10 protein-coding genes are annotated in these 20,346 nt (G+C 42.4%); 9 read left to right on the top strand and 1 reads right to left on the bottom strand.

Annotated elements, in window-relative coordinates; genetic code table 11:
• The first annotated feature begins 99 nt into the window (after positions 1 to 99).
• On the top strand, positions 100 to 2,070 hold the full coding sequence (locus tag WKT03_RS05320; RefSeq protein WP_021943206.1) for a DNA topoisomerase: 1,971 nt from the start codon (positions 100 to 102) through the stop codon (positions 2,068 to 2,070).
• A 171-nt stretch (positions 2,071 to 2,241) separates the two neighbouring features.
• The gene (locus tag WKT03_RS05315) at positions 2,242 to 2,922 is read left to right on the top strand and encodes an acyltransferase (protein ID WP_340391072.1); all 681 of its coding nucleotides are present in this window, start codon (positions 2,242 to 2,244) and stop codon (positions 2,920 to 2,922) included.
• An 829-nt stretch (positions 2,923 to 3,751) separates the two neighbouring features.
• Here WKT03_RS05315 and WKT03_RS05310 read toward each other — a convergent pair.
• A complete protein-coding gene (locus WKT03_RS05310) occupies positions 3,752 to 4,207 on the bottom strand; it encodes a hypothetical protein (RefSeq protein ID WP_021944031.1) in 456 nt (151 codons plus the stop codon).
• A gap of 164 nt (positions 4,208 to 4,371) precedes the next feature.
• On the opposite strand from WKT03_RS05310, the gene WKT03_RS05305 reads away from it, so the two are divergent.
• The 7 genes from WKT03_RS05305 (at position 4,372) to purE (ending at position 20,252) form a co-directional block, all read left to right on the top strand.
• Entirely contained in the window at positions 4,372 to 7,764 is a 3,393-nt protein-coding gene (locus tag WKT03_RS05305; RefSeq protein WP_340391071.1) for a PD-(D/E)XK nuclease family protein, read from the top strand.
• 5 nt (positions 7,765 to 7,769) lie between these two features.
• The gene (gene addA, locus WKT03_RS05300) at positions 7,770 to 11,474 is read left to right on the top strand and encodes a helicase-exonuclease AddAB subunit AddA (RefSeq protein ID WP_340391070.1); all 3,705 of its coding nucleotides are present in this window, start codon (positions 7,770 to 7,772) and stop codon (positions 11,472 to 11,474) included.
• 206 nt (positions 11,475 to 11,680) lie between these two features.
• On the top strand, positions 11,681 to 12,403 hold the full coding sequence (locus WKT03_RS05295; RefSeq protein WP_117785021.1) for an ABC transporter ATP-binding protein: 723 nt from the start codon (positions 11,681 to 11,683) through the stop codon (positions 12,401 to 12,403).
• Positions 12,404 to 12,410: 7 nt separating this feature from the next.
• The gene (locus tag WKT03_RS05290) at positions 12,411 to 14,075 is read left to right on the top strand and encodes a hypothetical protein (RefSeq protein ID WP_242997378.1); all 1,665 of its coding nucleotides are present in this window, start codon (positions 12,411 to 12,413) and stop codon (positions 14,073 to 14,075) included.
• An 11-nt stretch (positions 14,076 to 14,086) separates the two neighbouring features.
• Entirely contained in the window at positions 14,087 to 15,466 is a 1,380-nt protein-coding gene (locus WKT03_RS05285; RefSeq protein ID WP_117785019.1) for an aminopeptidase, read from the top strand.
• 7 nt (positions 15,467 to 15,473) lie between these two features.
• Complete coding sequence (locus WKT03_RS05280) at positions 15,474 to 19,685, top strand: hybrid sensor histidine kinase/response regulator (protein WP_179969988.1); 4,212 nt, start codon at positions 15,474 to 15,476, stop codon at positions 19,683 to 19,685.
• A gap of 78 nt (positions 19,686 to 19,763) precedes the next feature.
• The gene (purE, locus tag WKT03_RS05275; RefSeq protein WP_340391069.1) at positions 19,764 to 20,252 is read left to right on the top strand and encodes a 5-(carboxyamino)imidazole ribonucleotide mutase; all 489 of its coding nucleotides are present in this window, start codon (positions 19,764 to 19,766) and stop codon (positions 20,250 to 20,252) included.
• Positions 20,253 to 20,346 lie beyond the last annotated feature (94 nt).

The raw sequence follows: 20,346 nt of genomic DNA, 5'->3' as shown, positions 1-20,346 counted from the left end.
GGATATCACAAAAGCTATGGTCGAAACCTTGTTTTTCTGGTATTATAAAAAGATGTGATGTGTAATATTGATCAAATATAAAAGAATCAGGAGTTTGATTTGAAAAACTTATATATAGCAGAAAAACCAAGTGTTGCAAGGCAGTTTGCAGATGTGCTTGGTGTAAAAGGAAATGCCGGAGCAGGTTATCTGGAATCGGAAGATTCTGTTGTGACCTGGTGTGTGGGACATCTGATCACGATGAGCTATCCGGATGCCTATGACGAGAAATTAAAAAAATGGGATCTGGCTACGATTCCTTTTATTCCGACAGAATTCAAATACGAAGTGATACCAGATGTCAGCAAGCAGTTCAAGATCGTAGCAGGGCTGTTGAACCGGGATGATGTAGGCTGTATCTATGTCTGCACCGACTCAGGACGTGAGGGAGAATATATCTACCGTCTGGTGGATCAGATGGCAAAGGTTGGAAATAAAGAGAAGCGGAGAGTCTGGATCGATTCCCAGACAGAGGAAGAGATCTTGCGTGGAATCCGGGAAGCCAAGCCGCTTTCAGAGTACGATTCGCTCAGCGATGCCGCATATCTTCGTGCAAAAGAAGATTATCTGATGGGTATTAATTTCTCCAGAGCCTTATCGTTAAAATACAGCTATGTGATAAGAAATTATCTAAAACTGGATAAATGCGTGATCGCGGTTGGACGTGTTATGACCTGTGTTCTTGGCATTATCGTGAAGCGGGAGCGGGAGATCCGTGAATTTGTAAAGACACCATTTTACCGTGTTGTTGGTACGGTAAATGTTACCGGGCAGACATTTGAGGCAGAATGGAAAGCGGTAAAGGATACACCGTATTTTAATTCACCGCTTCTGTATAAAGAAAATGGCTTCAAGCAGAAGAAGGATGCAGAAGATCTGGTGAAAAAGCTGTCGGCAAATGGAATGGAAGCCACTCTTGTTGCAAGCGAGAAGAAGAAAGAAAAGAAGGCTCCGCCAATGCTGTATAATCTTGCCGAGCTTCAGAATGACTGTTCTTCACTTTTTAAGATCAGTCCGTCCGACACCTTAAAGATCGTGCAGGAGTTATACGAGAAGAAGCTGGTGACATATCCGAGAACGGATGCCAGAGTGTTGTCAACGGCTGTGGCAAAGGAAATTTATAAGAATATATCCGGTTTGAAACGATATACACCGATGGCTGCCTATGCTGATGAGGTTCTTAACATGGGAAGCTATAAGACGATCGCAAAGACCAAGTATGTAAATGACAAACAGATCACAGACCACTATGCGATCATTCCGACCGGACAGGGCATGGGTGCGTTAAGAGGACTGTCTGAGATTGCGGCAAATGTGTATGAGATCATTTGCAGACGATTCTTAAGCATCTTTTATCCGGCAGCAGAATATCAGAAGCTTTCAATGACACTGGCAAAGCAGGATGAATTCTTATTTGCCAATTTCAAATATATGTTAAAAGAAGGTTACCTGAAGGTTGCCACGAACCGCTTTGCAAGGAAAAAGGATGATACCAAATACAGCCCGGAATTCATCGAGACGATCGGACATTTGAAAAAGGGAGATATCCTTTCACTTGACAAATTCGAGATCAAAGAGGGTGAGACATCACCTCCAAAACGGTACAATTCCGGTACGCTTATCCTGACGATGGAAAATGCCGGACAGTTTATCGAGGACGAGGAGCTTCGTGAGCAGATCAAGGGCGCAGGTATCGGAACCAGTGCGACCAGAGATGGAATCATCACCAAGCTTGTAAATAACAAATACATTGCTCTGAATAAGAAAACGCAGATTGTAACACCGACATTTCTCGGCGAGATCATTTATGATGTTGTTTATTATTCGATCAATGGACTGCTTCGGGCGGATCTGACAGCAAGCTGGGAAAAAGGCTTGTGTGGTGTCGCTGATGGTTCGATCACGAAAGAAGAATATACAGACAAGATGAACACCTTTGTGATCAAATATACAAATCTGGTAAAGGGAATCAGCAATCAGAACCAGATTACAACAGTATTTGACAGAACAAGGGTATATTATAAAAAATAACCTTGAACATAGTTGCTTAATAGAAAGAATTATCCTTTGTGGATAGATGATTGCTTTTTAGAAAAGAATTATTCTTTGCGGATAAATGATTTTTTTTAGATAAAAATTGTCCTTTGCGGGCGAATGATTGTTTTCTATTAAATTCTGAAAAAGATAGTGAGGTATAAGAAAATGAATAATGAAACAGTAAAACAGGTAACGATCAAAGAATTATATGATCTGACAGAAACAGCAGCAAAGCCATTGCTTGAAAGCGTTACATATCCGTGGGAAGCGCTTCCGAAGATCAAGGACTTTATCATTGAACTTGGAAACAGCTTAGATCCGGAAGAGTATGAGAAACGTGGTGAAAATATCTGGATTCATAAATCAGCAACTGTATTTGATTCTGCTTATATTGCAGGCCCATGTATTATTGGAAAAGATACAGAGGTCAGACAGTGTGCATTTATTCGTGGAAGTGCTTTAGTGGGAGATAACTGCGTTGTTGGTAACTCCACAGAGTTAAAGAATGTCATTATCTTTAATAATGTGCAGGTTCCACATTATAACTATGTAGGTGATTCGATCCTTGGCTTCCATTCTCATATGGGAGCAGGCAGCATTACCTCTAATGTCAAGTCAGACAAAACACTGGTGCATGTCAAAGGCGCGGACTTCGATATTGCAACCGGTATGAAGAAATTTGGTGCAATGCTTGGTGACTATGTAGAGGTTGGTTGTAACAGCGTTTTAAATCCGGGAACCGTGATCGGTTCACATTCAAACATCTACCCATTGTCCCGTGTCAGAGGCTATGTGTCATCAAACAGCATCTACAAAGACCGGAACGACATCGTAACCAAGCATTAGACGCTAGCCGTTACGATATGGTATAAGGACGAGAATGTGATGTAGATATCTTTTATTTTCCGGTCGTTTTCACTCTATTCTCACGTAGCGGTTCTAAACTCATCGCTTATGCGATTCGTTAAGTACCGACGTGAGAAAAGGCCGTCAAATAAAAATATCTACACACATTCTCTGTCTTTGATACAAAGCTGCGTACCGGCTACACCTATCATCCTTCTGTATTGTGGTAAGCATACAAAGAGATGCTTGGTTACATAATTTATGATTAAAAGGCAGCGCAGACAAGGATGGGAAGAATACTGGCTCAGCGCACAAAAATCTGACGTACAGAAATGTTACATAACACATCTTGGTATAGAAACACAAATCACCTGAGTAGAATGTCCTTATGTAGCAGACCTGTCCAGATGTTAGTACTTTAAGTTAAAATGGAAGATAGCATTACTATTATGACGTAAGCATTATCCGAGGCCGGTACTTAAGTTGCGTTTTTTGCAACTTTATGTACCGCTGCACGAGGATACGAGCGGAAGCGTCTTACGGAATAATATGTAATGTATCTTTCATTTTGATTCAAGGACTTATGAGAGCGTTCTGCTACATAAGGAGCATACTACTTAGGTGGTTGTACCGTATCAATAGCCAAGGCTGGAAACGGTGTTATGTCAATAAACAGATATATGCCGGATAACTGATATTGTGTAGCAAACCTGTCCGAGCGTCGGTACTTAGGCTGCGTTTTTTGCAGCCTTATGTACCGCTACGTCGAGGATAGAGTGGGAACGTTTTGCGTAACAATAGTCAGTTGTCTGGCATATATCGTTCTATTTCATTGAACCACAGCCTTGGCGAGTGCCTCTTTGATGGCGTTGATCAGCAGCATCGAGGTATACTTGGTATCGCCGGAAACAGTGAGGTCGTCAATCGATGACACATACTGCAGGTCAGTGTTGATCGCCTCTAAAGAAGACGACAGGAGCGGATACATGGTGGTGACACTTTCGTCCAGATTGGAGAGCGCAACATCCTGGATAGAATGATCATCAACCGTAACCATAACAGACAGAGTAGATTCGCCGAGCGTGATAGTTGAATCATATGTACCGGGGTTATAAGAAGGCTCCGTTGTTTCAGAAGCGGTATTCGAAGAAGCAGTTTCTGAAACGGTGGCAGGTTTTTTGAACATGATCGTCAGTATGATGATAAACAGGGCGACAAGTCCGAGAAAAATAACCGTGTATATGATTTCTTTAGATTTTAAAACGATAAGCTTTGTGGATGCCATATAAATATTCCCCTCATTTATTATTACTATATTGTATTCACAGAGAAAATAAAATATAACCAAAGAACAGATGGTTAGTAAAACAATATTGAAGTAAATATGGCTTAGCAAAGAGAAAGCCAGAAAAAGAGTATTGCTTGACAGATGAGTGAAAGGAGACCGTTATGTCAGTTCGATTCTTACTTGGAGCATCCGGCTCAGGAAAATCCAGACAGATTTACAATGAAATCATTCAGGCATCGATAAAAGAACCGGAGCGGAATTTTTATCTGATCGTGCCGGAACAGTATACGATGGAAGCACAGAGAGAACTGGTTACCATGCATCCGGCCGGAGGCATGATGAATATTGATGCGATCGGCATGAACCGGCTGGCATATCGTGTATTTGATGAACTGGGGATCAGCACCGGACAGGTGCTGGAAGACTTTGGAAAAAGTATGCTGATCAAGAAGATCTTATGTGAACAGCAGGACACCTTACAGGTATATGGAAGCTATTACGACAAGCTTGGATTTGTGGATGAGATGAAATCCATGATGTCGGAGATCTTTCAGTATAATATCAAGCAGGATACGATCGATGAGATCATGGAGCAGATTCCGGAGGATAGCGTTGTTGCAGGTAAAATGCAGGATATCAGACACATTTACGAAGAATTTGAAGCATTTGCAGGTGAACGCTATATTGTGGCAGAACAGTTGGTGGAACTGTTGACCAGACATGTTGGCCAGTCTAAACTTGTGTGTGGCAGTTCGCTGTATTTTGATGGGTTTACCGGATTTACGCCGGTACAGCTTGAACTTGTTGAGAAGTTGATGACCTGTGCGGATGATCTGACCTTTTCCTTTACATTAGATGACAGAGATCAGAAGTATGAGCATATAAAAGACTACGAATTATTCTATCTGACAAAGACTACGATAAAGAAATTAACAGAAGCGGCAGCAGCCGCTGGTGTGGAGATTGAGTCTCCGGTCGTTCTGCCTGGAACAATCAACTATCGTCTGGGGGAGAACCGGGAACTGTTTTTCCTGGAGCGGAATTTGTTCCGTAGTCCGTATCAGAAATGGAAGCAGCCATTGGAGCGGATCCATCTGACAGCGACAGGAGATGCGCAGGACGAGATCGTATTTGTCGCATCTACGATAAGGAGGCTCGTACGGGAGGAAGGATACCGTTATAAGGATATCGCGATCGTAGCGGGAGAGCTGGAACAGGCATCCCACATCTATGAACGGGTGATGGATGAATATGAGATCCCTGTATTTATCGATGCAAATGCCTGCCTGAAAGCAAATCCATGTGCGGAAACGATCCGAAGTGTACTGGCGGTTCTGGCAGATGATTTCTCCTATGACAGTGTGTTCCGGTTCTTAAAAGCGGGTATGACAGATCTGTCCTTTGAGGATATAGAGCTTCTGGAAAATTATGCATTAAAGCGTGGTGTCCGTGGCTACAGCAGATGGAACCGGGCAGTATCTGAAAACTATGAGAAGACCTCTCCGGTAAATGTAGAAGAGATCCGTCAGGCATTTATGAAGATGTTTGGGGATATCCGTAAGGCCTTTGCAGATAAAAAGGCAGTCACAAAAGATTATGTGGAAGCCCTTTATGACTTTCTGCTTCAGATCCATATGTATGAGAAGTTAGAAGCCAGAAAGAATGAATTATATGAAGAAAACCGGATCAGTGAAGGAGATGCTTATGGTCAGATCTTTGAGAAAACGGTTCGGTTATTTGATAAGATCGCGGAACTCTTAGGCGATACGAAGATGAGCGTGAAAGAGTTCTATGAGATCGTGGATACCGGACTTTCAGATATTGAAGTCGGTGTTGTACCGCCTACGGTTGACCGGGTGTTGATCGGAGATATCACAAGGTCAAGATTAAATCACATAAAGGTGTTATTCTTTACATCGGTCAATGATGGAATCGTGCCAAAAGCACCGAAAAAGGGAAGAATCCTAAGTGACAGAGACCGGGATATTTTGTCAGACTGCGGCCTGGAACTTGCTCCATCCGACAAACAGAACAGCTATATCGAGCAGTTTTATATCTATACGATATTGACGAAACCATCCGATCATCTGTATATATCGTATCATAAATTAAGCGCATCACTTGAAAGCATGCGTCCGTCTTATCTGCTTGGAAGGATCAGCAGTATTTTTCCATCCCTTCAGGCAGAGGAGTATGATGCTGCTTCCTGTATGCCGGATACCGTCAACCGTTCATTAAGACGGATACTCCGGACAGAGGAAGATGATAGCGAAGATGCAGAGAGCCGGATTCTGACAAGAATTTTGACGGAAAAAGGATTTGCCAGAGAATTGACAGCCATTTATAAAGGCAGAACATACAGAAACGTGGCAGAACAGCTTCCACCGGAGACGATCGCCCTGTTATATGGCAGATATCTGCATGCATCAGTATCGAAGCTTGAATTATATGCCAGATGCGGATTTGCATATTTCTTAAAATATGGTCTGCGTTTAAAAGAGCGGGAAATGTATCAGGTCGATGTCAGAAATGTCGGAGTTATCCTTCACAGTGTAATGGAAGGACTGTTTAAGCAGGTAAGAGACACCAGAAATAATGACTGGGAGAATTTTCCGGAAGATGAGAGAATGCTGATGGTCACGGAGCTTGTAAATCGTGCAGCAGAGGAATCGGCAGGAGATTTCTTTGAAGATAATGCAAGAAATGCCTACATGCTTCAGATGATCGAACGTATGGCACAGACATCCGCTGGTATGTTACAGAAGCATATAAGACTTGGCAGCATGAAGCCTGGAATGCTGGAAAAGACCTTTGATTCCGCAAAGGATGAAGTCGGTTCTTATCTGTTTGAGCTTCCAAATCAGATACAGATGAGTATCAATGGTAAGATCGACCGTGTAGATGTGGAAGAAGAGGATGGAACGGTTTATATCAAGGTGATCGACTACAAATCATCCACCAGAAAACTCAGTCTGGAGGAAGTCCTGAATGGAGAACAGCTTCAGCTTGTGACCTATTCTGCGATCGCATATGAGATTGAAAAAATGATCTATCCCGATAAGAATATTCAGATCGCCGGTTTATTATATTACAGCTTTGATGATCCGGTGATCGAGATTGAATCTTCGGAGATTGATACCGATACAGAGCAGCCGGAATTCTCGGATCAGGAGAAATTAGACGCTGAGAGAATGGAGAAAATGAAGCTGCAGGGATTTGTCAATGAATCACCTGCCGTGATACAGAAGATGGATCATACCTGCAATCAGTCACTTCCGGTAAAACTTGATAAAAATGGTGACATCAAGAAAAGTGAGAATGTGGTATCGGCAGACCAGATCCGGACGATCATGGAATTGACAAGAGAGAATATAGAAGAACTTGGAAGTCAGATTGCAGAGGGAAAGATCGCGATCGAGCCATATAAGAATAAGAGCAATACAGGCTGTGATTATTGTGAGTTTAAGAATATCTGTCATTTTGATGTCAAGAATGGCGGAAATCAATATCGCAGACCGGATAACGAGAAGCTTAAGCGGTACAGGGAGGAGTAGCAGAGATGGGTATTTCATGGACAGATGAACAGAAATCAGTCATTAATTCCAGACATGGTAATCTTCTGGTATCTGCTGCGGCAGGCTCCGGTAAGACGGCTGTCCTTGTAGAACGGATTCTTGAGATGGTCATGGGAGTTGATGCGGATGGCAATAAGGCAGAGGAGAAAATCGATATTGATGAGGTTCTGGTTGTAACATTTACCAGAGCTGCGGCAGCCCAGATGAAAGAGAAGATTGCGGATAAGCTTGAGCAGGCAGCCGAAGATCATCCGGAGGATGAGCATATCGTTAAGCAGTTATCCCTGCTGCCACGGGCAGATATTATGACGATCGACAGTTTCTGCCTTGGAATCGTAAAAGATTATTTTCAGATGATCGGGATCGATTCCTCTTTTGATATAGCAGATAATGCAGAGATGGATCTGATCAAGAATGATATATTGGATGAAGTATTAGAACAGAAATATCAGGAAGCATCCGATGAATTTATCGGACTGGTAGACAGCTTTGCGAGAAAAGAATCGGATGAGAAGATCCGGGAGCTGGTCTATCAGATCTACCGGGTTGCTTCCGGTTATCCGAAGCCGGAACGCTGGATAAATGAAGCAGAAGCGGCACTTGAAGTATCAATGAAGGAAGAACTGTATACCTTAAAATGGTATCGGGATTATATGCAGATCGTAGCAGACACGCTTGATTCAGCGATCGGTCAGGCAGAACAGTGCTTAGAGATCGCAGGCGAAGCAGATGGCCCTGCAGGTTATGATCCTATTATACGTTCAGATCTGGAATTACTGCGGAATCTGAGACAGGCCGAGGATATGGATGAGGCATATAAACGGGTTTCCAAATTTTCCAATCTGAAGCGTATCGCAGCCTGTGATCCGGAGAAACAGCAGTATGTAAAGACGACTATGCAGACCTATCGTGGAAGTGTAAAGGACATGATAGCATTGTTTCGTCCGACAGATGTCATACTTGCAGAATGTGCGATGATGAAGGAACCATTGTTAGCGTTATTATCCCTGACACGTTCCTATATGGATCGGTTAAAGGAAGAGAAGCTCGACAGGAATCTGTATGAATTCCGGGACATTTCAGAATTTGCCTATGACATCCTGTGTGCAGGAACGGATGAGAATGGCTGTGTGATTCCATCGGAAGCAGGAAAGACGGTTGCCAGACGGTATCGTGAGATCCTGATCGATGAATATCAGGACAGCAACTTTTTACAGGAAGATATCTTAAATTGTGTGACAGGTCACGGAGAAGATCGGAAGAATATGTTTATGGTAGGTGATATCAAGCAGAGCATCTACCGCTTTCGTATGGCAAGACCGGATCTGTTCCTGAATAAATATAATACATATTCTGACCGGGAAGATGCAGAAGATCAGAAGATCCTGCTTTCGAATAATTTCCGAAGTGCAGGAAAGGTGATTGATACGATCAACCAGATCTTTGAACCGTTGATGTCAGAGAATCTGGGCGGGATCGATTATGATGAATCGGCAAAGCTGCATATCGGAAGACAGGACAAGAATAATATGGGGTATGGATCCGAGATCCTGATCGTAAGGAATGATTGCGCAGATCCGGAGAAATCCCAGCCGGAAGAGATACGGTCGTTAACAAATGTGGATATAGAGGCACGGATGATCGCAGATGAGATCTATGAGTTAGTGAAGGGTGATAAACCACTTTATATTCCGGATGGAGATAACGGAGAGACCAGAAGGGTTTCTTACCGGGATATTGCGGTATTGATGCGAAGTGTGAAGAAGAATGCGAAAGCCTTTGAGGAAGCATTTGCGGAGCGTGGGATTCCATTATTTGTAGAGAGCGAGAGTGGATATTTTGATGCGATCGAGATCAGTACCCTGCTTGATATGCTGGCGGTGATCGATAATTCCCATCAGGATTATGCACTTGCAGCAGTCCTTCGTTCACCGCTTGCAGGTGTAAAGGAACAGGAGCTTGCAGAGATTGTAGGTATCTATGACCGGGACTTCAAGGATCATGAGAAGAATCTGGCGCGGACGGCGAGTTTTTATCAGAAGGTCTGTTATTATGCAGAAAAGCCGGACTCAGAAGCTTCAGAGGAGCTTCGACAGTTTCTTCGTATGCTGGATAGCTGGAAGGCAGATAAAAACTATATGAGTATCAGTGAACTGCTTCATTCGATATTGGAGCAGACCGGATATTATTGGTTTGTTGGCGCGATGCAGTCGGGAAAACGAAGACAGGCAAATATCGATATGCTGATCCAGAAAGCGGATACCTATGAGGACAGCAGTTTTCGTGGACTGTTTAATTTTCTGCGTTACATGGACCGGCTGAAGACGAATGATCTGGATTTTGCAGAAGCGTCGGTGCTTGGAGATGATGACGATTCTGTTGTGATGATGACGATGCATAAGAGCAAGGGACTGGAATTTCCGGTTGTATTTGTCAGTGGACTGGCAAATCGTTTTTCGAATCTGGATGCCTTATCTCCGGTGACGGTAAATGCAGACAGCTATCTGGCAGGTTATGCGATTGACCGGAAGAACCGTGCGAAGAAGAAAACATTTGCAAGAGCGGCCATGCTCAGTGTCATGAATGCAGAGAAGCTGGCGGAGGAGATCCGTATCTTATATGTTGCCCTGTCAAGAGCAAAAGAGAAGTTATATATGACAGCGGCGGTAAAAGACCCCGGAGCGGAAAAGGCAGTCTTTGATTATCCGCTGCAGACTGATTTTCTTATTGAAGCGTCCGGACAGATGCGGATGGAGCTTCCATATATCACCAGAATGGAAGCCGGCTGTTTTATGGACTGGATCTTATCGGCGTTATCTATGCATATCGTATCAGAAGATACTGTATGCAGAAAGGATACTTATGCAACCTGGGTACTTGCAAAGACCGGCTATCAGAATCAGATACCTGCCGGGACAAATATAGATATGTCAGAAAAAAAAGCTGTACAGACAGAGGGTGAACTGCAGTTATATGAAAAGTATAAGGAACTTTTAGATTATACCTACCCATATAAAACAGAGCAGGCAGTAAAAAATAAGATGTCCGTTACAGAGATCAAACGACTTGCACACCGCGGAGAGGAGAATCCGGGATCTGACCTGTATCAGCCGCCTGTGACAGAAGCAGAGCTTACAATACCGGCGCTTCATTCCCGCATGAAGGAGGAGCCTGTAAAAGGAAATGAGATGGGTACTGTGATCCATAAGATCATGGAGCTTATTGATTTTACAAGAAACAGCATGGATGAGATTAGAGAGCAGATCCGGTCATTTTTTGATCATGGATATCTGGAAGAACGGTACAGAGAGCATGTTCGTGCAGATAAGATTTATAACATGGTCAACAGCCCACTCGGAATCCGTATGGCAGAAGCACAGAAGAACCATACCTTATACCGGGAGCAGCAGTTTTATATCGGCATGAAGCCGGAAGATATATCACCGGAGTATAAAGACAGCAAGGATATGGTCGTAGTTCAGGGAGTGATCGATGCCTATTTTCTGGAAGGAGATCAGGTGGTTTTAATGGACTACAAGACAGACCGGGTGGATCAGATATCGGATCTGGTCAGCCGTTATCATGTACAGCTTGATATGTATGCAAAGACGATACATCAGCTTACCGGAAGAATGGTAACAGAGAAGATCATCTATGCCTTTCATTTTGATGACAGTATCAACTTATAAACAGTAAAATGTCCGCGGACAATCATATAAAGAAGATGGCAGCCTGTTACTATGCAGAGTATTTTCAGGCTGCCTTTGGTATATTTATATTGTAAAGAGATTAGGGGCTTGGTATAATTAAAACCAAATGGAAAGAAGTATTTTGATAAATGACAGACCAGATAGAAACGATGGTGTGACAGATAAGAACCGGGAGAAGATAAAGAATGATAATAGCCAATAACTTAAAGAAAATTTACGGTAAAGATTTTGTGTCCGTAAACAATTTAAGCTTTCATATTAAGAAAGGTGAGATCGTCGGATTCGTAGGGCAGAATGGTGCGGGGAAGACAACAACGATCAAGATGCTGACCGGTATTTTAAAACCGACAGAGGGCAGCGTTCAGATCAATGGTCATGATATCCGGAAAGAGCCGCTTGAGGCAAAACAGTCGATTGGATATATTGCAGATAATCCTGATATCTTTTTACGGTTAACAGGACTGGAATATGTGAATTTCATTGCAGATATTTATGGTGTATCAGAGACTGACCGTAAGAAGCGGTTAGAGGAAATGGCTGGGCGTTTTGGTATGGAAGACAGCTTAAATAAACAAATGGTCAGCTATTCGCATGGTATGCGCCAGAAAATGATGGTAATAGGCGCATTAGTACATAAACCACCGGTCTGGATCTTAGATGAACCGATGACCGGATTGGATCCGAATGCGGCATATGAATTAAAGAAGATGATGCGGGAGCATGCGGATGAAGGTAACTGCGTATTTTTCTCAACGCATGTTCTGGAAGTTGCAGAGAAATTGTGTGATAATATCATCATGATCAAGAAAGGTCATGATATCTATCAGGGAACGCTGGATGATCTGGTTGTTGCACATAAGAATAAGTCACTGGAAGATATATTTATAGAAATGACACATGAGGAATAGAGTGCTTATGAAGAATTTTTTGTATTTGACCAGAGTGATGGCAAAGGATACAGAGATGACGATGCCGGACACCGGAGAAAAAGCGAAGGCATATAAGACACTTGGTTCACTTGCCATGTTCTGTATCATGGTTCCCTGTTGTCTGGTCGTTGGATTTATTGTATATATTATGACAGAAGCACTGATAGAAGCAGGAGGAATGACGGAAGGCGTAGAACTGATCATACAGTTGATGTCCGTATTTGGCATGATCTTTTCGGTGATGGTACTGTTTAATGTACTGTTTTTTTCATCGGATCTGGATCATCTGCTTCCGCTTCCGGTAAAGCCGGGTGAGATCGTAGCAGCCAAATTTGTAAATGCATATATTGCAGAGAGTGTTATGGAGTTTATGGTTTTATTCAGCGGCTTTGTAGGTTACTTCATAGCTGCCGGATTCAAGCCGGTATCTGTACTGACGGCATTAGTCGGAGTAGCGATGCTTCCGATCCTTCCACTTGTATATTGCGGAATTTTTGCCTTACTTTGTATGGCGTTTTTAAGCCGGATAAAACTGTTTCGGAATGTGGATGCCATGACAGGACTGGTAACCGTTATTTTCCTCGGACTCTTTTTATTATCGTTTATTCAGATGGACAGCATCAATATTAACAATTATATTGATGGTCTGATGAATCATAACAATATGTTTACAGCAATCATGGGAAAGATATTCTTTACGGTTCCTGTATTCTTAAAAGCACTTGAAACGAACAACATTGCATATTCCCTGCTGTTCATCCTGTTAAATGCGGTTATGGCAGGTCTGTTGTTTTTCCTTGGAAGCAAGCTGTATCTGCGTGGCGTATATCTGGTTTCATCTGTCGGAAAAGCAGAGAAGAAAGAAGATGTGGTTTCTGATGCAGCTTATGCGAAAAAAAGTATTCGCAAAGCATATTTTCTGAAGGAATGTAAGATACTATACCGGACACCGGCATATCGCAAATATTGTGTAATGGTAAATATTATATGGCCGGTTCTTGCGGTGGCATTGTTTGTTCTGCCTGCGACGAAGAACTTTATGACTTCATTTGAGAAGCTGCTTTCCAAAGGTTTTGTAGCATCCGATCTGATCGTATTATTGCTGGTACTGATCATTTCCTTCTTTGCAACAGCAATGAACAGTATTGCATCGACCTCGTTTACAAGAGAGGGAGATCATTTCAGCTTTATCAAATATGCACCGGTCAGCTATCGGACGCAGATTGGGATCAAGGCAGGTGTCAGTCTGGTATACAGCGGCATCACAGTTGCAGTAACGATCATTGTGTTGTGCATCTGTATGCATATCAATGTGCCTTCGGCCATTTACTTTATTGTGATCGGGTTCTTATCGGTTGTATGCTGCACCTATATCGGACTCTGGCTGGATGCAACACATCCGAAGCTGAACTGGGAAGATGAATACGGAGCGCTCAGGGGCAATCTGAATGCATTCTTTAATATGGCGATTGCTATTCTGGTATCCATGATCCTTTGTGGAGTCGGTTTTTGTTTATTTAAGTTTACAAAGATGGATTCTTTTATGATCTTTGCAATCTATCTGGTAATTCTCGGACTTGTGACATACAGGATCCGCAGAAGTGCCATTATATATATAAAAAAGAGTATAAGCAATGACTTATATGTTTAGGAGGCATAAAAATGAAAGATAAAAATGCATGGAACAGTTATGACAAGGAAGAACTTGCAAAGCTGGAAAAATTATGTAAATCCTACCGTGAATTCCTGGATACAGGAAAGACGGAGCGGGAATGTGTAAAAGAGATCGTAAAACAGGTAAAGAAAGCCGGATATGAAGATATTCAGGATGTGATCAAAGAAGGAAAGAAGCTGACAAAAGGTTCAAAGGTATATGCGGTATGGATGAATAAGACCGTAGCACTGTTCAATATCGGTAAGAAGGATATCGAAAAGGGTATGAACATTCTTGGCGCACATATCGATTCCCCACGTATGGATATCAAACAGATTCCATTATACGAGAAAGAGGGATTTGCTTATCTGGATACGCATTATTATGGAGGAATCAAGAAGTATCAGTGGGTAACCTTACCACTTGCTATTCATGGTGTAGTTGCTAAGACAGACGGAGAAGTTGTAGAAGTAAACATTGGGGAAGACAAGAATGATCCGGTATTTTGTGTTACCGATCTGCTGATCCATCTTGCCGGTGCTCAGATGGAAAAAAAGGCAAATAAAGTTATCGAGGGAGAAGAACTGGATATTTTATTTGCGAGCAAGCCATTAAAGGGAAAAGAGAAAGAAGCCGTAAAGGAACAGGTGCTTGCACTTCTGAAGAAGAAATATGGAATAAAGGAAGAAGATTTCATTTCAGCAGAGCTTGAGATCGTTCCGGCAGGAAAGGCAAGAAACTGCGGAATTGATGAGAGTATGATCATGGCATACGGACAGGATGACAGGGTATGTGCATATACATCTATGGTTGCGATGCTGGAGGCAGAAGATGTAGAAAAGACGACCTGCTGTCTGTTGACAGATAAAGAGGAGATCGGAAGCGTGGGTGCAACCGGAATGCAGTCTCATTTCTTTGAGAATACAGTTGCTGAGATCATGAATGCGATGGGTTGTTATAATGAACTGGCCCTCAGAAGATGTCTGGCATCCTCCAGAATGTTATCCTCTGACGTATCTGCAGGTTATGATCCAACCTTTGCAAGTGCATTTGACAAGAAGAATGCGGCTATCTTTGGTGAAGGTATGGTATTTAACAAGTTTACAGGAGCAAGAGGCAAATCCGGTTCCAATGATGCAAATGCAGAGTATCTTGCAGCTATTCGTAAGGTAATGGATGATGCCGGAGTATACTATCAGACTGCAGAGCTTGGTAAAGTAGATGTTGGCGGTGGCGGTACGATCGCTTATATTTTATCATTATATGGAATGGAAGTTGTGGACTGTGGTGTGGCCGTATTAAACATGCATGCTCCATGGGAGATCACTTCCAAAGCAGATATTTATGAAACTAAAAAAGGATATGTAGCATTTTTATTAGGTGCATAAGAAAACTATGAAGCAGTTACATTCAAAAATCAGAATGATCATATTAATAGCAGTAGCCGTGATGATACTTTTTTCACCACGGCTTGCTGTGTTTGCACAGGAGAATTTTACATCAGATTACAGTCAGACCAAGTACACAGAAGATGACGGTTTTGAAAGTGGGGAAGCAAACTGCATCAGCCAGTCTGCCAGTGGATACATATGGGTCGGCACGGACAGCGGACTGTACCGTTATGATGGAAGTCAGTTTCGGAAATTTTCACTGGGAGAAGACAGCGACAGCAGTTCCTATATGATCAACAGTATTCTTGCGGCATCGAATGGGGATCTGTATGTAGGAACGGAAAACTATGGCTTATTTATTTACAAAGACGGATGCTTTAATCGTATATCGAATTCAACAGAGGATGAGATTACGACCGTCCGTGGACTGTATGAAGATGAAGAAGGAAAAATATGGCTTGCTACTTCATCCGGTATTTATTATTACGAATCCGGTGAAATGACGCTGGTTGCGGATGATGATGTTGTTGCACCGGATGTAACAGCGATCAGTGGATATCGTTCTTATGTATATGCGATCGTGAATAACGATACGATCGTAAATATCAAGGATGATCAGATCGTAAGCAAGATCAGTAAGATGGAATACACAGAAGAAGATCTGAACAGCCTTTTTGTAGATGAGAATGGGGAACGGTATATTGGTACGGTAGGTCATACAATTATACATCTTACGACGAACAAAGATTTTGAATTATTATCAACAGCGGCACTGAGTGGTATCAATAAGATTCAGCGGATTGATAATAAATTGTGGGTTCTTGCGGATGATGGTGTTGGTTATATCAACAAAAATAAAAAAATGAAGTATGTTACCGGTCTGGAATTTAATGAGTCGATGAGTGACATAATCCAGGATTTTGAAGGGAACTACTGGATGACCTCATATCGAAAAGGACTGATGCTGTTATCCAGAAGCAAATTCCAGAATGGAAGCATGAAATATGGTCTGGATGAGACAATCGTCAACTGCATTACGGAGTATTGCGGAAAGTTATATATCGGTACAGATGATGGCCTGCGGATCATAAATGCAGACGGAACTCTTGACCGTGACTCTGATCTTGTCACAATGTTAAATGGAAAAAGTATCCGTGATTTCTGTGTGGATTCAAAGAATAATCTGTGGATCTGTTCCTACCGAATTTATGGTGTTATCAAGGTGAACAGTAAGGGTAAATACAAATTCTATAATAAGAGTGGCGCGTTGTTGACCAGTAATGCTGTCAACTGTATCATTGAATTAAAGGATGGTAGTATGGCGATCGGAACCGAGAGCGGTATTTCCATATTGAAGGATGAACAGGTAACAGTCAGCTACGGCCGATTTTCCGGTATGGAAAATGCAGATATCATATCCCTGTATCAGGCGGAGGATGGAACCTTATATGCAGGGTCCAATGGTTCCGGTCTTTATACGATAGACATGGAATCTAATCTGAAAAAGATATCTATGTCAGAGGGACTGAATTCGAATGTTGTTTCTTCCATTGTTGGTGGAAGCAATGGTATCTGGATCGGAACAGATAATGGACTTTATTATCAGGAGGGCGTGATCCGTCAGATCAGTGCAGTTGATCCATCGAATTCTGTGGCAAATCTGATACTGGATCAGGCAGGAGACCTCTGGATCTTCGGTTCCCGTGGCATCCAGAAATATTACGAAGGAGATCTGTTGAGCTCGGCAGATCCGAAATGCGAGATATATACGAAAAATGATGGACTGATCTCTGATATTACGGATAATTCAACGAATTATATCAGTGAAGATGGAGTCGTCTATGTTTGTTGTGATACCGGCTTCAGTATGCTGGATCAGAATCAGGTATTTACAAATGAAGTTCCACCGAAGGTACGGATAGCTTCTGTTACGATAGATGATAAAGAGTATGCGTTCTCGGATCTGGATGGTAAGATGACCGTTCCGGGTGATACGAACCGAATCGTGATCAAGTTCTCTGTTCTGAGTTATGTAAATCGTGGGGATATTCAGGTAAAATATTATCTTGATGGATTTGACGATAAAGATCGTGTTGTTTCGGGTACGGATAATCTGGAAGCAGAGTATACAAATCTGGAGGGCGGAAATTATACATTTGTGCTTTCGGCAGAGAATTCTGATGGTGTTGCCTGTGAAGAACCGCTGTCTTTTGTTATTGTAAAACAGTTGAAATTCTGGGAGACTCCATTTTCCAGAGTTCTGATTGTGGTATTGATCATAGCAATCTGCGTGGCAGTGATATTTGTAGCTCGGTATGTGATGCATCTGCTTGGCAAAAAGACGGAGCAGGTAGAAGAACTCAGCAAGAAAAATGAACAGGCAGAGCGTTCTAACCGTGCAAAGAACGATTATGTGAACTATCTGAATCATGAGATCCGTGTACCGTTAAATTCGATCCTTGCGATCAGCGAGATGCTTTTGCGGAATGATGAGGCAAAAACGGAAGAAGAGGTAAAACAGTTATCCACGGTATATGGTTCCAGCTACGAGATCCTTGGTATAATTGATGGAATTTCCAGATTATCGAATTTACAGGATGGAACACTGGAATTGCAGGAGAAGGAATATGCGGTTTCAGATATGATCGAGGAGCTTGCGGTTCAGTTTAAGGAAATGATCAACCGGGATCTGGTTGCCTTAAAGGTAAGCATTGAGGATGATATACCAAATGGTCTGATCGGCGATCGTGATAAGGTGAAGGAGATCCTGATGAATCTGTATCAGAGGGCGGCAAAGACAACCAAAGAAGGTTCGATCAGCATTGAAGTGGATTGGAGAAAGATCGCTCCGGAAGAGTGCGACAGACCGGACAGCATTTATCTGGATATCGTGATATCAGATACTGGAACCGGAGTAAAGGAAGAACGTCTGGACAGTTTCTTTGATCTGGACGATTCTTATGACAGAACTGATATCGGTAATTTTGATATCAGTATCGGACTGGCAATCGCAAGACAGTTGATCGAGAGTATGGGTGGAACCCCGGAGGTTGACAGTACCTATGGAGCAGGAACCACGATACGCTTTTCCATTATACAGCAGGTATTTGATTACAGCTATGTTAATTATAATGTAAGCAAACGACGGGAGCAGGCATTCCGTAATTCGAATTCAAGAATTTGGCTTCCGGATGTCAGGATCCTTCTTGTGGACGATTCTGATGTCAGTATACAGATCCAGAAGGTTATATTTGATTCCTATGAGCTGATCTGTGATACTGCTTCATCCGGATTCGAAGCGATTGACAAGGTTATGGTAACTCCATATGATATGATCTTCATTGATACAGTCATGCCGGTTATGGATGGTGCAGATACCGTCCGTGAGATCCGGAGCCTGGATGGAGAAGAATACAAACGGGTTCCGATCATTGCACTTTCAGAAAACAATATAGACAGCAGCAGAGATGAGATCATAAAGCAGGGCTTCAGTGACGTACTTGTAAAACCATTGGAAATGGATGGAATCGAAGGGATTTTCCGTCTGTTCCTTCCGGAGGACAAGATCAAGGAAAAGACAAGCAATATCAGACAGTATATCAGCGAATCCAGATTTAAGGATGATGTTTATATTCTGGAGAACAGTATTGTAGTTGAAAATGCATTGAAGATGATCGGAGGCAATTTTGATACCTTTAACCGTTTTATTGCGGCATTCAAGGAAGACTATGAGCCGGATGTAGATCGTCTGGAAGAATATATTGATGATGATGTCAGACGGTATCGGAATATCATTCATGATATCAAGAGCAGCAGTGGAAATATCGGCGCATACAGCATCGAACGGAAAGCAGCAAATCTGGAGTCGGCGATCAATATAGGAAATATGCAGTATGCAAAGGAAAATACGCATGAATTTGTATCCATGCTGAAGCGTATGTTTAAGGATATCGGACTATATCTGGCGAAGATCAATCCGGTTGAACAGCAGGAAAAGACAGTCAGGGATGCAGTGGATCGTGGACAGCTCAAAGATATGCGTACATTTTTACGGGATGCCGATGTTGGAGCTGTAAAAGAAATACTGGCAGAAATCGACCGATACGAGTATAATGATGCTGATATTGAGTTCTTAAATGCACTGAAGATGACGGTGGATGCCATGGATTATGAAGGGGCAAGTGAGATTATCGATCAGTATCTGAACAGTAAGTAAAATACCATTGTGCCATGCATGGAGCCATGTATGACACAGGGATATGACACATAAAAAGAAAGAAAGAAGGATAAAAACATGAGAGTAGCGATCATTATGGGATCAACAAGTGACCTGCCAAAGGTTGAGCCTGCAATCGGCATTTTAAAGGAGTATGGAGTAGCAGTTGATGTAAGATGTCTGTCTGCACACAGAGCACATGCAGGACTTTCAGAGTTTATTGAAGAAGCAAATAATAATGGAACACAGGTTATCATTACTGCCGCAGGTATGGCAGCAGCACTTCCGGGTGTTGTAGCAAGCCAGACAGTGATCCCGGTTATCGGAGTACCAATTTCCGGTTCTGTATTAGATGGAATGGATGCACTTCTTTCTATCGTTCAGATGCCATCCGGTATCCCTGTAGCAACTGTAGCAATAAACGGAAGCAAGAATGCAGCATATCTGGCACTTCAGATCATAGGAAACAGCAATGCAGAAGTAAGAAAGAAACTTTTGGCAGAGCGTGAGTCCATGGAAGTTGCAGCCATGAAGGCGAATGCAGAGGTAATTGCAAAATATAACTAATTTTTATGTATTATAAAAATGATGATTTCCGATATGGATCTATGATCTGTATGGGAAAAACATAAGAAAAGCAGGAGAAAAAATGATGATAAAT

This window comes from Coprococcus sp. HCN-4056 (assembly GCF_037892645.1).
GTDB classification, from domain to species: Bacteria; Bacillota; Clostridia; order Lachnospirales; family Lachnospiraceae; genus Coprococcus; species Coprococcus ammoniilyticus.
This window is presented reverse-complemented; position numbering and strand designations above follow the sequence as displayed.

Bases quoted from the DNA above. Each gene is read 5' to 3' on its own strand.
- addA (WP_340391070.1), top strand. From the start codon at position 7,770: ATGGGTATTTCATGGACAGATGAACAGAAATCAGTCATTAATTCCAGA.
- WKT03_RS05280 (WP_179969988.1), top strand. From the start codon at position 15,474: ATGAAGCAGTTACATTCAAAAATCAGAATGATCATATTAATAGCAGTA.
- WKT03_RS05285 (WP_117785019.1), top strand. From the start codon at position 14,087: ATGAAAGATAAAAATGCATGGAACAGTTATGACAAGGAAGAACTTGCA.
- WKT03_RS05290 (WP_242997378.1), top strand. From the start codon at position 12,411: ATGAAGAATTTTTTGTATTTGACCAGAGTGATGGCAAAGGATACAGAG.
- WKT03_RS05315 (WP_340391072.1), top strand. From the start codon at position 2,242: ATGAATAATGAAACAGTAAAACAGGTAACGATCAAAGAATTATATGAT.
- WKT03_RS05310 (WP_021944031.1), bottom strand. From the start codon at position 4,207: ATGGCATCCACAAAGCTTATCGTTTTAAAATCTAAAGAAATCATATAC.
- WKT03_RS05295 (WP_117785021.1), top strand. From the start codon at position 11,681: ATGATAATAGCCAATAACTTAAAGAAAATTTACGGTAAAGATTTTGTG.
- purE (WP_340391069.1), top strand. From the start codon at position 19,764: ATGAGAGTAGCGATCATTATGGGATCAACAAGTGACCTGCCAAAGGTT.
- WKT03_RS05305 (WP_340391071.1), top strand. From the start codon at position 4,372: ATGTCAGTTCGATTCTTACTTGGAGCATCCGGCTCAGGAAAATCCAGA.